The organism is Pseudomonas sp. SDO5591_S426 (assembly GCF_054070755.1).
In genome coordinates, this window is record NZ_JBSVXD010000149.1 from 1 (window position 1) to 14,931 (window position 14,931).

At 60.9% G+C, this 14,931-nt stretch carries 11 protein-coding genes and 2 pseudogenes; 9 read left to right on the forward strand and 4 right to left on the reverse strand.

Annotated elements, in window-relative coordinates; genetic code table 11:
* Window positions 1-67: 67 nt before the first annotated feature.
* From ACW9JC_RS22845 to edd, 4 genes are all read right to left on the reverse strand, one after another.
* Window positions 68-1,495 (reverse strand): ATP-binding protein, encoded by a 1,428-nt coding sequence (locus tag ACW9JC_RS22845; RefSeq protein ID WP_445177322.1) that lies wholly within the window; start codon window positions 1,493-1,495, stop codon window positions 68-70.
* Window positions 1,496-1,526: 31 nt separating this feature from the next.
* The gene (locus ACW9JC_RS22850; RefSeq protein WP_338582594.1) at window positions 1,527-2,258 is read right to left on the reverse strand and encodes a response regulator transcription factor; all 732 of its coding nucleotides are present in this window, start codon (window positions 2,256-2,258) and stop codon (window positions 1,527-1,529) included.
* 166 nt (window positions 2,259-2,424) lie between these two features.
* On the reverse strand, window positions 2,425-3,375 hold the full coding sequence (locus ACW9JC_RS22855; RefSeq protein ID WP_457457783.1) for a glucokinase: 951 nt from the start codon (window positions 3,373-3,375) through the stop codon (window positions 2,425-2,427).
* The gene (gene edd, locus ACW9JC_RS22860) at window positions 3,372-5,198 is read right to left on the reverse strand and encodes a phosphogluconate dehydratase (RefSeq protein ID WP_338582596.1); all 1,827 of its coding nucleotides are present in this window, start codon (window positions 5,196-5,198) and stop codon (window positions 3,372-3,374) included. The genes ACW9JC_RS22855 and edd overlap by 4 nt, the downstream gene beginning before the upstream one ends.
* Window positions 5,199-5,418: 220 nt before the next feature.
* On the opposite strand from edd, the gene gap reads away from it, so the two are divergent.
* The 9 genes and pseudogenes from gap to ACW9JC_RS22905 form a co-directional block, all read left to right on the forward strand.
* A complete protein-coding gene (gene gap, locus ACW9JC_RS22865; RefSeq protein ID WP_150703067.1) occupies window positions 5,419-6,420 on the forward strand; it encodes a type I glyceraldehyde-3-phosphate dehydrogenase in 1,002 nt (333 codons plus the stop codon).
* A 17-nt stretch (window positions 6,421-6,437) separates the two neighbouring features.
* Entirely contained in the window at window positions 6,438-6,902 is a 465-nt protein-coding gene (locus ACW9JC_RS22870; protein ID WP_457457786.1) for a methylglyoxal synthase, read from the forward strand.
* 77 nt (window positions 6,903-6,979) lie between these two features.
* Window positions 6,980-7,498: an RNA polymerase sigma factor gene (locus tag ACW9JC_RS22875; RefSeq protein WP_448109103.1), complete on the forward strand. Its 519-nt coding sequence runs from the start codon at window positions 6,980-6,982 to the stop codon at window positions 7,496-7,498.
* A gap of 102 nt (window positions 7,499-7,600) precedes the next feature.
* The gene (locus ACW9JC_RS22880) at window positions 7,601-8,566 is read left to right on the forward strand and encodes a FecR family protein (protein ID WP_457457788.1); all 966 of its coding nucleotides are present in this window, start codon (window positions 7,601-7,603) and stop codon (window positions 8,564-8,566) included.
* A gap of 122 nt (window positions 8,567-8,688) precedes the next feature.
* On the forward strand, window positions 8,689-11,280 hold the full coding sequence (locus tag ACW9JC_RS22885; protein WP_457457790.1) for a TonB-dependent receptor: 2,592 nt from the start codon (window positions 8,689-8,691) through the stop codon (window positions 11,278-11,280).
* Between the two features lie 115 nt (window positions 11,281-11,395).
* Window positions 11,396-12,004, forward strand: coding sequence for a biliverdin-producing heme oxygenase (locus ACW9JC_RS22890; RefSeq protein ID WP_457457792.1), 609 nt, complete (start codon window positions 11,396-11,398; stop codon window positions 12,002-12,004).
* Between the two features lie 160 nt (window positions 12,005-12,164).
* On the forward strand, window positions 12,165-12,554 hold the full coding sequence (locus ACW9JC_RS22895; protein ID WP_457457793.1) for a YbaN family protein: 390 nt from the start codon (window positions 12,165-12,167) through the stop codon (window positions 12,552-12,554).
* Window positions 12,555-13,028: 474 nt separating this feature from the next.
* Window positions 13,029-14,036 (forward strand): annotated as a pseudogene (locus tag ACW9JC_RS22900) (PDC sensor domain-containing protein); the annotation flags it as partial.
* Window positions 14,037-14,366: 330 nt separating this feature from the next.
* Window positions 14,367-14,894 (forward strand): annotated as a pseudogene (locus tag ACW9JC_RS22905) (methyl-accepting chemotaxis protein); the annotation flags it as partial.
* Between the last annotated feature and the right edge of the window lie 37 nt (window positions 14,895-14,931).

Sequence of the window (14,931 nt, forward strand, 5' to 3'; positions counted from 1 at the left end):
AGCGCCCCCAAATGAGAGACTGCTGCGCAGCCCAGCGGGAGCAAGCTCCCTCGCCACAGGGTCGGTGTCAATCCACTGATCGCGGTAACTGCAGGGTCACCCGCAACCCGCCTTCACGCAGGTTTTGCAGGCTGACCTCACCGCCATGGCTATGGGCAATGTTACGGGCGATCCCCAGCCCCAACCCATACCCCTGCTGTTGCCCGGCCAACCGGAAGTGCGGTTCAAAGACTTGCTCCAGCCGCTGTTCCGGAACCCCCGGTCCTTCATCGTCGACATGCAGGACAAATGCGCTGTCGTCGTCATCGATGTGCAGATGCGCGTTCTGCCCGTACTTCAACGCATTGTCGATCAGGTTGCCGATGCAGCGCTTGAGCGCCAGCGGTTTACCCGGATAAGCCGCGAGCGCCCGCCCTTGCTGGGTCACGCGGCCGTTGCCGTTTGGCGCCAGATACGGCTCCACCAGACAATCCAGGACGTGATTAAGATCCACCGGCTCGATGTTCTCGTGGATGTCAGTGTCTTTCACGCATTGCAGCGCGCCTTTGACCAGCAGCTCCAGCTCATCCAGATCACGGCCGAACTTGGCTTGCAGTTTTTCGTCTTCGAGTAATTCGACGCGCAGACGCAGCCGGGTAATCGGCGTGCGAAGGTCGTGGGAAATCGCGCTGAACAACTGGCTACGTTCGGTCAGATAGCGGCTGATGCGTTCGCGCATGGTGTTGAACGCGCGCCCCACTTCAACCACTTCGCTGCCACCACCTTCGGCCACCGGCTCGACGTCGGCGCCCAGCGACAGATCCCGCGCCGCCCGCGCCAAACGCTTGAGCGGTCGGCTCTGCCAGTGCACCAGCAGGCCGATGAACAACAGCAAGAAACCGCTGGTGAGAACGATGAACCACACCTGCTGCGCCGGCAGGCCTTGCTCTTCAAGACTGGTGTACGGCTCGGGCAGCAACGAGGCGATATACAACCATTCGCCCGGTGCCATTTGAATCTGCGTGACCAACACGGGCGGGTTCACCGGTTCCAGGGTCAGCGCGTAGTGCGCCCAGGAGCGTGGCAGCTCATCGAGCTTCAGGCCGGCATTGAAAATCCGCAGATCCTCGGGACTTACGAAGGACACCGAAATATCAGTGTCGTGACCCAAGGACTGTCGCAGCACTTCGTCCACCGCTTTCATCACCGCAGCCTTGCGCGGGGTGATCGGCAGGACTTCCATTCCGAGCGGTTTGTCGTTGAGCGTCACCACGAACCGCGTGCCGCCCATGCTGCGCAACTGGTCGAGCACCAGCGGTCGATAGGCCACCGGCAACGAACGAAAGTAACTGACGCTGGCCGTCATCGAATGCGCCAGGCTGCGAGCACTGGTGACCAGTCCTTCAAGCTGCGTGGCGCGCAGTTGCGACACCCAGATCACGCTCGATAACGTCTGGGCGAACAACACTGCAAGCAAGGTCAGCAACAACATGCGGCCGAGCAGCGAGCGCGGCACCGGCACCCGTTCTGCGAGTTTGCGCAGGGACTCAGTGACCATTGCTGGCAATCACATTGGCTGCCAATTGATAACCGCTGCCGCGTACGGTGCGAATCAGTCGCGGCGGTTTTTCCGTGTCGCGCAAACGCTGACGCAGACGACTGACTGCCATGTCGACGATGCGATCGAGCGGCATCAAATCACGGCCACGGGTGGCGTTGCCAATGGTGTCGCGGTCGAGGATTTGCTGAGGGTGATCGAGGAAAAGTTTCAACAAGGCGAAATCGGCACCAGACAGAATCACCTCTTCACCGTCGATGTGAAACAGACGATGGCTGACCATGTCCAGCCGCCAGTCATCGAAGGCCAGCACTTCACCGCCGTTGCGCTCCTGACCGAATTGCGCGCGGCGCAACAGGGCCTTGATGCGCGCCTGCAATTCACGGGGGCTGAAAGGTTTACCGAGATAGTCGTCGGCGCCCAGTTCCAGACCGATGACCCGGTCGGCCTCGTCGGAGCTGGCCGTGAGCATGATGATCGGCACCTGCGCCCGTCGCGGGTGCTGGCGAATCCAGCGGCACAGACTGAATCCGTCTTCGTCCGGCAGCATCACATCGAGGATCACCAGGTCACTGGGCTCGTCGTTCAAGGCCTGGCGGAAACCGGCGCCATCGGGCGTGGTACGCACCTGAAACCCGGCGCGGGTCAGGTAGGTGTCCAGCAACTCGCGTATCTCTTGATCGTCATCGACCAACAAAATCGACTTGTTGACTGAGCTCACTTCGAAGGCATCCTTGTTGTTGGAATTGGGGCGGATTATGCCTGATGAACCTCGGATATTTGTTGCCTGTTCTGGCTTCATCGCTGGCAAGCCAGCTCCAACAAGGGTCTGTGTAGCTCACAAAACCTGTGGGAGCTGGCTTGCCAGCGATGAAGGCGACACGGTCTCAAGCCTGTTCGAGCGCTACTCCCGCGCCAACAAGGCCCGAATACGGCGCCGTCACCAGCCACACCGGAATCCCCTTGAAGTAGTCGCTCATGCAACCCTTGTCGGCGAAGCATCGGGCGAAACCGCTTTCGAGGAAGAAATCGGCAAATCGTGGAATCACTCCTCCCACGATATACACCCCACCGCGCCCACCGGTGGTCAGCACGTTGTTGCCGGCCACGCGACCGAGCCAGCAGCAGAATTGTTCGAGCACCTCCAAGGCAATCGGGTCGCCCGCCAGACCGGCAGCCGTAATCGCCTCCGGGGTTTCGAGCACAGGTTCATGCCCGTCAACGGCGCAGATCGCCCGGTAAACCCGTGGCAACCCGCCGCCACTCAACGCCGTTTCCGCGCTGACATGACCAATCTCGCTGGAGATGTGCTGCCACAACTGGGTTTCGCGCGGACTGCTCAGCGGCAAGTCGACGTGACCACCCTCCCCCGGCAACGCGGCAAACCGGCCTTCGCCCAGATCGAGCAAAGTACCGACGCCCAAACCGGTGCCCGGACCGATCACCACCGCCGGGCGCAACGGCTCCGGCGTGCCTTCGCAGACCACGCGGAATTCGCCGGGCTGCAAACGGGTCATGCCCAACGCCATGGCCGAGAAATCGTTGACCAGCAACAGCTGATCGACCTGCAAGGTCTGGCAGAAACCCTTGCGACTCAAACGCCAGTGATTGTTGGTGAACTTGAATTCGTCGCCGCTCACCGGGCCGGCCACCGACAGGCACACCGAGCCGATCGACCCCGGCGCCAGGCCGAGCCCGCTCAGGTACAGGCTGATCGCCTCTTCCGGGCTGGCGTGGTCGGCCGTCGCCAGCACCTGGACGCTTTCCAGTTGCTGGTTTTTCCACAACGCGAACCGTGCGTTGGTCCCACCGATGTCACCGACCAAAGCCAGTTTCAATTAAGCGTCTCCAGGGCAGAAGTGAAGGCGCTGGCCCCCTGCTCTGCGGAGCTGAAGGCCATGCGCATAAAACCAAACAGTTCGCGACCGGTGCCGATGTTGTTGCCCAACAGGCCCTTGGCCGGCGTGCGCGCTGCGAATTCTTCGGCGTCCACCTTAAGCTCCAGGGTGCCTTTGACGCCATCGACGCGGATGATATCGCCCTCTTGCACCCGCGCCAAAGCGCCACCGACATAAGCTTCGGGGCTGACGTGAATCGCCGCCGGGATTTTCCCCGACGCGCCGGACATGCGCCCGTCGGTCACCAGCGCAACCTTGAAGCCGCGATCCTGCAATACACCGAGGAACGGCGTCATCTTGTGCAGCTCCGGCATGCCGTTGGAACGCGGGCCCTGGAAACGCATTACCGCGACAAAATCTTTCTCCAGCAAACCGGCCTTGAACGCATCGGCCAAGTCCTGCTGATCCTGGAACACCATGGCCGGTGCTTCGACGATCTGGTTTTCAAGCGCCACAGCCGAAACCTTCATCACACCGCGACCGAGATTGCCTTCCATCACACGCAAGCCGCCCTCTGGCGAGAACGCACGAGCGACCGGACGCAGAATGCTTTCATCGAGGCTTTCGGTGATGCCTTCACGCCAGACCAGTTCGCCGTTGTCGAGGAACGGTTCCTGGGTGTAGCGGCTCAGGCCGTGGCCCATGACGGTGTTGACGTTTTCGTGGAGCAACCCGGCGTCCAGCAGTTCGCGGATCAGGAACGACATGCCGCCCGCTGCCTGGAAGTGGTTGATGTCGGCCTTGCCGTTCGGGTAGACGTGACTCAGGGTCGGCACCACCTCGGAGAGGTCGGCCATGTCCTGCCAGGTCAGTTGAATGCCTGCCGCCATGGCGATGGCCGGCATGTGCAGGGTGTGGTTGGTCGAGCCGCCAGTCGCGTTCAGCGCGACGATGGAGTTGACCAGCGAACGCTCGTCGACGATTTCGCCGATCGGCATGAAGTTGCCGTTCTGCTTGGTCAGGCGCGTCACTTGGTGCGCGGCTTCGCGGGTCAGGGCATCGCGCAGCGGCGTGTTCGGGTTGACAAAAGAAGCGCCCGGCAAGTGCAGGCCCATGACTTCCATCAGCAATTGGTTAGTGTTGGCGGTGCCGTAGAAAGTGCAGGTGCCGGGGCTGTGGTAGGAGTTCATTTCCGACTCCAGCAGCTCCTCGCGGCTGGCCTTGCCCTCGGCATAACGCTGGCGCACGTCGGCTTTCTGCTTGTTGGAAATACCGGAAACCATCGGCCCGCCCGGCACGAAGATCATCGGCAGATGACCGAAGCGCAGCGCGCCCATCATCAGGCCCGGGACGATCTTGTCGCAGATGCCGAGCATCAGCGCGCCATCAAACATGTTGTGGGACAGCGCCACGGCGGTGGACAGCGCGATCACTTCGCGGCTCGGCAGGCTCAGCTCCATGCCCGGCTCGCCCTGGGTTACGCCATCGCACATGGCCGGAGTGCCACCGGCGAACTGGCCGACGGAGCCGATTTCGCGCAGGGCTTTCTTGATCAGTTCAGGGAAGACTTCGTACGGCTGGTGCGCCGAGAGCATGTCGTTATATGACGAAACAATCGCAATGTTGGCGGAGTTCATCATCCGCAGGCTGTTCTTGTCGTCGCTGCCGCAACCGGCCACGCCGTGGGCGAAGTTGGCGCATTGCAGCTTGCCGCGCATCGGACCGTCGCTGGCCGCACCGCGAATCAATGCAAGGTAAGCCTCACGCGTGGCGCGGCTGCGGGCGATAAGCCGTTCGGTGACCTCAAGGACGCGGGGATGCATGTGTAGAACTCCAGGCTAACGGATGTGGCGACCTGATTGTCTATGCTGATCAAAGGCCGGTGTCGATGGGATGACAGACGGTTTTCTTGATCGGTTGGACCAGTTGATTCAGGTCACTCGTTGTAGATTGAACAAAATATTGCCATCAAAAAGGCTTGTTTTCTATTTTTTTGCGAATAATCTTGTAATTCCAACAACAAAACGACGGTAGCGCTGATAAATGACTCTTCGAATCGCAATCAATGGTTTTGGCCGTATTGGCCGTAACGTCCTGCGCGCACTCTATACCCAGGGCTACCGTCAGGATCTGCAGATCGTTGCCATCAACGATCTGGGGGACAGCGCAATCAACGCGCACTTGCTCAAATACGACACTGTTCACGGCACGTTCGACGCCGATGTCCAGCACGATCAGGAAAGCCTGACCGTCAACGGCGACCGTATCGCGGTCAGTGCCATTCGCAATCCGGCCGACCTGCCTTGGGCCGCTGAAAAGATTGATGTGGTGTTCGAATGCACCGGTCTGTTCACCGACCGCGCCAAGGCCGCCGCGCATATTACGGCCGGCGCACGCAAAGTGATCATCTCGGCCCCGGCCAAAGGCGCTGACGCCACCGTGGTCTACGGGGTCAACCACGACATTCTGCGCCAGTCGCACCAGATCATTTCCAACGCGTCGTGCACCACCAACTGCCTGGCCCCGGTGGCCCAGGTGCTGCACCGCGAGCTGGGCATCGAAAGCGGTCTGATGACCACGATCCACGCCTACACCAACGACCAGAACCTGACCGATGTTTACCACACCGACCCGTACCGCGCCCGTTCGGCCACCCAGAACATGATCCCGAGCAAGACCGGCGCCGCTGAAGCGGTGGGCCTGGTACTGCCGGAACTGGCGGGCAAGCTGACCGGCATGGCAGTGCGTGTTCCGGTGATCAACGTATCGCTGGTCGACCTGACCGTGCAGCTGAAAAAAGAAGCCAGCGCCGAAGAAGTCAACGCCCTGCTCAAGCAAGCCAGTCAGCACTCGAAGATCCTCGGCTACAACACCCTGCCGCTGGTCTCCAGCGACTTCAACCACAACCCGCTGTCGTCGATCTTCGACGCCAACCACACCAAGGTCAGCGGCAAGCTGCTCAAGGTATTGGCCTGGTACGACAACGAATGGGGCTTCTCCAACCGCATGCTCGATAACTGCCTGGCGCTGTGCAACGCTGAGTAAGCCCGGAGCAGTCACCGATGATCGGTATCAGCTTTACGCAAAAGACCCTGGCGGTGCGCAAGCGCATCGCCCTGGTTGCCCATGACCACTGCAAGGTGTTTTTGCTGGACTGGGCCGAGCGAAAAAAAGACAGGCTGGCGCAGCATGAACTGGTCGCCACCGGCACCACGGGGTTGTTGTTACAACAACGTCTCGACCTGCCGGTAGAAAGCATGATCAGTGGCCCGCTGGGCGGTGACCAACAGCTCGGCGCGCGCATCGCCGAGCAACGAGTCGACATGCTGGTGTTCTTCTGGGACCCGTTCGAACCGCAGCCGCACGACCCGGACATCAAGGCATTACTGCGGGTCGCGGCAGTCTGGAACATTCCGGTGGCGTGCAACGAGTGCAGCGCTGATTACTTGCTCAGCAGCCCGATGATGGATCAGGCGCACACGCACCGGATCCCGGATTACGCCACCTATTTACAGGGCCGCGCATAAACCTTCACAAATCAATACTTGACCACTCGAGCGGATGATAAGCATTATCATTCGCTCGAAATGGATCAGGTCTTCCCGTGAGTCAATCGCGCTTCAATGACGTCTTCATCACCCAGCGAGTCTCTCTGCTGCGTACGCTGGAGCGGATGGTCAACAATCACAGCACCGCCGAAGACCTGCTGCAGGAAACCTACCTGCGCGTGACCCGTGCGCTCAGCGAGCGGGCCATCGATCACCTTGAACCCTTTGTTTTCCAGACTGCCCGCAACCTGGCACTGGACCATTTGCGTGCGCGACGCATCCATTCGCGCACCATGGTCGACGACGTGCCACCGGAGGTGATGGAAAGCGTCGCCGCCCCCGCCAGCAGTGCCGAGGACGCCGCCCATGCCGAACAATTGCTCGAGCGTCTGAACGTGCGCCTCAGTCAACTCAGCCCCCGCCAGCAGCAGATTTTCATCCTCAGCCGCCTGCACGGCCACAGCTATCTGGAGATCGCCGAAAAACTCGGCGTATCGCTCAGCACGGTGCAGAAAGAGCTGAAACTGATCATGACCATCTGCATCGGCGTCGCCGAACGGGCAAACGGCCACTGAGTCGCCCGCTGCTCGACGGTTTTATTCATCAGGGCTACCCTTGGCCCACTTTCGCGCTTCACTAAAAAAACAGCCGTGCACAGACACTGCCGAGGAAACACCGTGACGGACACCCACCGCTCCCCTTCGCCCTCACCGGCGCAGGCCACTGCAGACGCGATGGACCAGGCTATGGACTGGCTGATCGTGCTGGACAGCCCGAGCGAAGAACAGACTCGCCAGTTCCACGCATGGCTCGCGGCCGACCCGGCGCATGCCGATGCGTTCGCCAAGGCCCAGGCGATCTGGAACGGTCCGCAAGTCACCCAATGCGCGCAAAGCCTGGCTGCGCGCCCCGCCAAAGTCACCGTAATGTCACGCCTGCGTCCGCACTGGAAACCCTTGGCCACCGCCGCCGTGCTGATCCTCGGTCTGTTCAGCTTCAGCAATCTGCCCATGCGCCTTCAGGCCGATCACCTGACCGTGGTCGGTGAACGCCAGCGCCTGCAACTGGAGGACGGCTCGAAAGTCCTGCTCAACACCAATTCGGCGTTTTCCAGCACCATCAACGATCAAAAGCGCGTAGCCCGGCTGTATCAGGGCGAGGCGTTTTTCGAGGTGCAGCCCCATCGCGGCCAGCCGCTGGAACTCGATGCAGGCCTGGTGACCGCCAGCGTTCGCGACACGGCTTTTGCCGTGCGTTACCTCGACGGCGTGACACAGGTGCGCGTGCAGCGCGGCGATGTCGACCTGCGCGCCACCCGTGACGACGCGCGGATTCGCCTGACCGCAGGGGAAAGCATCCGCATCGGCCCCAACGGTTTCGATCGCCCGGCCAAACTGGATCCGGCCACCGATCTGGCCTGGGTTCAGGGTCGACTGGTCTTCGAAAACTGCCCGCTGAACCAGGTGCTCGCAGAGCTGCGTCGCTACTATCCGGGCTGGATCATCAACAACAACGAACAGTTGGCCAATGTTGCCGTCACCGGTAATTACCGTCTCGACCAGCCGCTGGACGTGGTCCGTTCCCTGGCCCACATCACCTCGGCACAGCTGAAGGAATTCCCGGCGCTGGTGATTTTGAACTGAATGAGAATTATTTTTACTCGATAGTCATTCCCCGTACGTCTCGTTATAGCCAATGCAATTGATTCGCATCTCACCATGCCAATCAGCACCTATAAAGATTCGTGCGACACGGAGCGCTATCGATGTCCTCTCGCCTTACCCGCCAGTCCTCTTCACCGTCCCGCGTGCTGTCGCTGCTGACCGCCGCCATCCTGATGGCCGGCACTGCGCCAGTCATGGCCGCCAGCGCCGAGCAGCCTAGCCGCAATATGGGCGACTACTCGTTCGCCATCTCGCCGCAACCGCTGGTCTCGGCGCTCAACGCCTTTACCGCCGTGACTGGCTGGCAAGTGGGCTTGCCGGCAGAGCTGGCTGAAGGCGTGGCGTCGCCGGGCGTGCGCGGATCGCTGCCGCCGGAAAAAGCCCTTGATCGCCTGTTGGTGGGGACCAACCTGAGCTACCGCAAACTGGGCAACAACAACAACATCGTGCTCGAACGCCGCACCACCGCCGGCACCCTGAACCTGCAACAGGTGACCATCAGTGCCACGCGTAACGAGCAGGACGTGAACAGCGTGCCCAGCACCGTCACCGTCCACACACGCGATGAACTGGACCGCAACAACGTCAACACCATCAAGGACCTGGTGCGCTACGAGCCAGGCGTTTCGGTGGGCGGGGCCGGTACTCGCGGCGGGATCAGCGGCTACAACATCCGCGGCATCGACGGTAACCGGGTCCTGACGCAGATCGATGGCGTGGAAATCCCCAACGGTTTCTTCAACGGCCCTTACGCCAAGACCCAGCGCAACTACGTCGACCCGGAAATCATCAAACGCGTCGAAATCCTCCGTGGTCCGGCGTCGGTGCTGTATGGCAGCAACGCCATCGGCGGCGCGGTCAGCTACTTCACCCTCGACCCGGACGACATCATCAAGCCTGGCCAGGACGTCGGCGCGCGGCTGAAGACCGGTTACAGCTCGGCTGACGAGAGCTGGCTCAAGTCCGCCACTGTGGCCGGTCGCGCCGATCAGTTCGACGGCCTGTTGCACTACAGCCAGCGCGATGGTCATGAAACCGAATCCTACGGCAGCAACAACAGCACCGGCCTGACGCGCACCGCCGCCAACCCGGAAGACGTACGCACCACCAGCGTGATGGCCAAGGTCGGCTGGAACTACAAAGACGACGCACGCCTGGGCCTGACCTACGAGAAGTACAAGGACGATCGCGACACCGATCAGAAAAGCGCCTACGGCGGTCCTTACTTTGCAGGCGCACCGACCATTCCCAACAGTGTCCTGCCCGGCGGCATGTACCAGTCGCGTACCGGTAACGACACCATTACCCGTGAACGCTTCGGCCTGGAACACAGCTTCGCCCTCGACAGCCTGTTGGTGGACAACGTCAAGTGGAGCCTGAACCACCAGATCGCCAAGACCGACCAGAGCACCGACGAGGTCTACTTCCCGATCACCCGCAAGGTGCTGCGCACCCGCGACACGCTCTACGAAGAAAAGCAGTGGGTGTTCGACGCACAACTGGATAAAAGCTTCAGCATCGCCGACACCGAACACTTGCTGACTTACGGCACCACCCTCAAGCAGCAGAAAGTCACTGGCTCGCGCAGCGGCAACGGTACGTGCCTGGCAATCGGTCGCGGCTGCACCGCCATCGGCGCCACCAGCGCTGCCGATGTGCTGAGAAAGTCCAGCGACTTCCCGGACCCAACCATCAACACCTACAGCGTGTTTGCCCAGGATCAGATCAGCTGGAACAACTGGACCTTCGTGCCGGGCCTGCGCTACGACTACACCGAACTCAAACCGGACATCACCCAGGAATTCCTCAACACCGTGTCCGCCGACGGTCGTGGCACCGTCAGCGACGAAAACAAGACCTGGCACAAAGTCTCGCCCAAGTTCGGCCTGACCTACGCCTTCAACGACAATTACACCTGGTACGGCCAGTACGCCGAAGGTTTCCGCACCCCGACCGCGAAGGCGCTGTACGGGCGTTTCGATAACACCGCTGCGGGCTACCGTGTGGAACCGAATCCGGACCTGGAACCGGAAAAAAGCCAAGGCTACGAGACCGGTCTGCGCGGCAACTTCGAGCAGGGCTCGTTCGATGTAGCGGTGTTCTACAACAAGTACCGCGACTTCATCAACGAAGACGCCGTTACCCCTGGCTATGACGAACCGACCTTCCAGAGCGCCAACATCAAGCACGCCACCATCAAGGGTGCGGAGATCAAGGGCCGCCTGAACCTCGACGCCTTTGGCGCGCCACAGGGTCTCTACACCCAGGGCTCGGTGGCTTACGCCTACGGTCGCAACAACGACAATGGCGAGCCGATCAACAGCGTCAACCCGCTGACCGGCGTGTTCGGCCTCGGTTACGACCAGGACAACTACGGCGGTTTGCTCAGCTGGACTTTGGTCAAGCGCAAGGATCGCGTCGACGACAGCAACTTCAAGTCGCCGGACGGCGTCAGCAGCCAGTTCAAGACCCCGGGCTTCGGTGTGCTGGATATGAGCGCGTATTACAAGGTCACCGACGACGTGACCGTCAGCGGCGGCGTCTACAACCTGACCGACAAGAAATACTGGCTGTGGGATGACGTGCGCGGTTACGACAGCGTCGGCGAAGCCTCGGTGACGCAACCGGCCAACCTTGATCGCCTGACTCAACCGGGTCGCAACTTCGCGGTCAACCTGATCTGGGATATCTGACCTGACTCACCTCACCGCGCGGTTTTCCATCGCCGCGCAGTGAGGTTTTTTTACTGTCAGGCCCGTGCTTATTCGTCTCGTTACCAAGCGCCTCTTTTTCCCCCAAGGAATAGTCATGACTACTCAGGACACCGCACAACGCCCAAGCCTGCGTTCACAACGGTTGAACCAGGTCACCAACGAGCCCCACACCAAACTCGATGCGCTGGTCAAAGCCCACGCGCCGTTTGAAACCCAGGCCAACTTCGCCCGCTTCGTCGTGGCGCAGTACCTGTTCCAGTCGGAACTGGTGGCGCTGTACAACGATGCCGAACTGACCGCCATCGTCCCGGACCTGCCCGCTCGCTGCCGTGCCGAAGCGGCCAAGGCTGACCTGGCGGACCTGGACACCGAACTACCGGCACCGGTCGCCGGTGCGGTAAACAACCCGAGCAAGGCCGAAGCACTGGGCTGGCTCTTCGTCTCCGAGGGTTCCAAGCTCGGCGCCGCGTTCCTGATCAAACGTGCCGTAGGCCTGGGCCTGAGCGAAACCTTCGGTGCCCGTCACCTCGGCGAACCGGCCGGTGGTCGTGCGCAAGGCTGGAAAAACTTCGTCAGGACCCTCGATGAGCTGGAACTCAGCGCAGAGGAAGAAGCCGAGCTGGATAAAGGCGCGATCGATGCGTTCAACCGGTTTACGGTGTTGTTGGAACAGGCTTACGTCACTACCCCGGAAGTCGCCTGATTGAATGCAATCCCTGTGGGAGCGGGCTTGCCCGCGATGACGGTAGCCCAGACAACATTGATGTCGACTGATACACCGCTATCGCGGGCAAGCCCGCTCCCACAGGGACCGTGCCAATTCGCGAGATCCCGATCAAGTCTCAAAGCCATTCCCTGAGCCCATGCCCGCCTCCTCAAAACTCGCCCGCCTTCTCTTCGGCCTGCTGGCCTACAGCAGCCTCGGTATCGGCCTGATCGCCATTGTCATTCCCGGCCTGCCGACCACCGAATTTGTCCTGCTCGCTGCCTGGGCCGCGACCAAAAGTTCGCCACGCTTGAGTGCCTGGCTGGAAAACCATCGGCTGTTCGGCCCCATCCTCAGCAACTGGCGCAATGGCAAAATCATCGCGCGCCGGGCAAAAATCAGCGCGACTGTCAGCATGCTGTTATGTGCCGGCCTCATGCTGGTGATGCTCGACCATGGCTGGCCGATTTATCTGGCGATTGTCGGGATGGGATTGGGCAATCTGTGGATCTGGTCGCGACCGGAATCATTGGCGCAACACCCGTAATCCGCTCCGTGATTTTCCCCGTTTTTACTCCGCTTTTCGGCACATTTTCCCGCGCAAACGTTCAACCATGACCGTTCGTCGGCATGCCCCTCATGCAATTTCACCCTCACGCCGATGTGCATTGAATGGCGCTAAATGGATTTGGCGAGTCGAGCCGCAAAGGCTCACAGCCAACCATTCATTCCTTCGCGAGTTCGCCCTATGTTCGACTCACTGTCCATCCGCCTGAAAATCGTCCTGCTCTCCGGTCTGTGCCTGCTCGGCGTGGTCACGTTGATCGTGGGCATGAACTTCTACCAGACCAATCAGAACGATGAGCTGGTCAGCGATTCCAGCAGCAGAATGCTCACCGACAGTGTGCAGAACCTGCTCCAGGCCAAAGCTGCCGAGCAAGCGGTGCGGGTGCAGAAGACCTTCGGTGAAACCTTGACGGTGGTGACCGCCCTGGCGGATCAGATCAAGGACATGCGCAACATGGCCGCCAAGCGTTCGCTTGAGGCCGGCGCATTGCGTGAAGAGTTGAACCTGAGTTTGAAAACCGCCTTCGAGCGCAACAGCAAAGTGCTGGGCATCTGGCTGGCCTTCGAACCCAATGGCCTGGACGGCAAGGACGGCGAGTTCGCCAATGACGCCGCCCGCCAGTCCAACGAGATCGGTCGTTTCGCCACGTACTGGAGCCGTGCCGGCGGTGAAGCCCTCAACACGATCATGGTCGAAGAGGACATGACCAAAACCACGCTGAACTTGAGCGGTACGCCTTACAACATCTGGTACACCTGCCCTCGGGACAGCAAGCGCACTTGCCTGCTCGACCCGTACGCCGATACGGTCGGCGGCAAGGAAATGTTGATGACCACCATTTCCGTACCGTTGCTGGTGGATGGCAAGTCCATCGGCGTGGTCGGCATCGACATTGCCCTCGACGCGCTGCAAGCGACGGCGGTCGACTCCCAGCGTGAACTGTTCAACAGCGCCGGGCACATGTTGATCGTCTCCGGCACTGGCGTGGTGGGTGCCTACAGCGTCGACGCCAGCAAAGTCGGCAAGAACATCGGCGACACACTGGGCGCAGACGGCAAGGACGTCCTGCAGTTGCTCAGCAGTGGCGCACCAAAGATTCTGCAACAGGGCGACTTGATTCGCGCGGTGTACCCGGTCAGTCCGATTGCCGATTCCAAGGCCTGGGGCGTGGTGATCGACCTGCCCAAGCAAGTGTTGCTGGCCGACTCGGTGAAGCTGCAAACAGTACTCGATGACGCCCAGCAAAGCGGCACGATCAAAGCCGTTGTCGTGGCGATCATTGCCGGCCTGATCGGTTTGCTGCTGATCTGGCTCACCGCCTCGGGCGTGACCCGGCCGATCAACAGCGTGGCAGAAATGCTCAAGGCGATTGCCAGCGGCGACGGCGACCTGACCCAACGCCTGCACTACAGCAAGAAAGACGAATTGGGCGAACTGGTCAGCTGGTTCAACCGTTTCCTCGACAAGCTGCAACCGACCATCGCGCAGATCAAGCAAAGCATCACCGATGCACGCGGCACCGCTGACCAGTCTTCGGAAATCGCCCGCCAGACCAGTGAAGGCATGCAGGTGCAGTTCCGCGAAATCGACCAGGTCGCCACGGCGTCCAACGAAATGAGCGCCACCGCCCACGATGTCGCCAACAGCGCATCGAACGCGGCAAATGCCGCCAAAGGCGCCGATCAGTCGGCCCGCGATGGCATGCAGATCATTGAGCGCAGCACCCGCGACATCAATCAACTGGCCGACGAAGTCAGCAAGGCTGTGACTGAAGTTGAGGCGCTCGCGGTGAACAGCGAGCAGATCGGTTCGGTGCTGGAAGTGATCCGCAGCATCGCCGAACAAACCAACCTGCTGGCGCTCAACGCAGCGATCGAAGCCGCCCGTGCCGGTGAAAGCGGTCGGGGCTTTGCGGTGGTGGCCGATGAAGTGCGCAACCTGGCCAAACGCACTCAGGATTCGGTGGAAGAAATTCGCCTGGTCATCGAACGCATCCAGAGCGGCACTCGCGGTGTGGTCGCGACCATGCATTCGAGTCAGACCCAGGCCCACAGCAACGCCGGGCAGATCCAGCAAGCGGTCCAGGCCTTGAGCAAAATCAGCGACGCGGTCACGGTGATCAGCGACATGAACCTGCAAATCGCCAGCGCCGCCGAACAGCAAAGCGCCGTAGCCGAAGAGGTCAACCGCAACGTCTCGGCGATTCGTACTGTCACGGAAACCCTGACGGGGCAGGCCACTGAATCGGCGCAGATCAGCAGCCAGCTCAACAGCCTGACGACCCAGCAAATGAAACTGATGGACCAGTTCCGCGTGTAGCTTTTAAAAGATCGCAGCCTTCGGCAGCTCCTACATA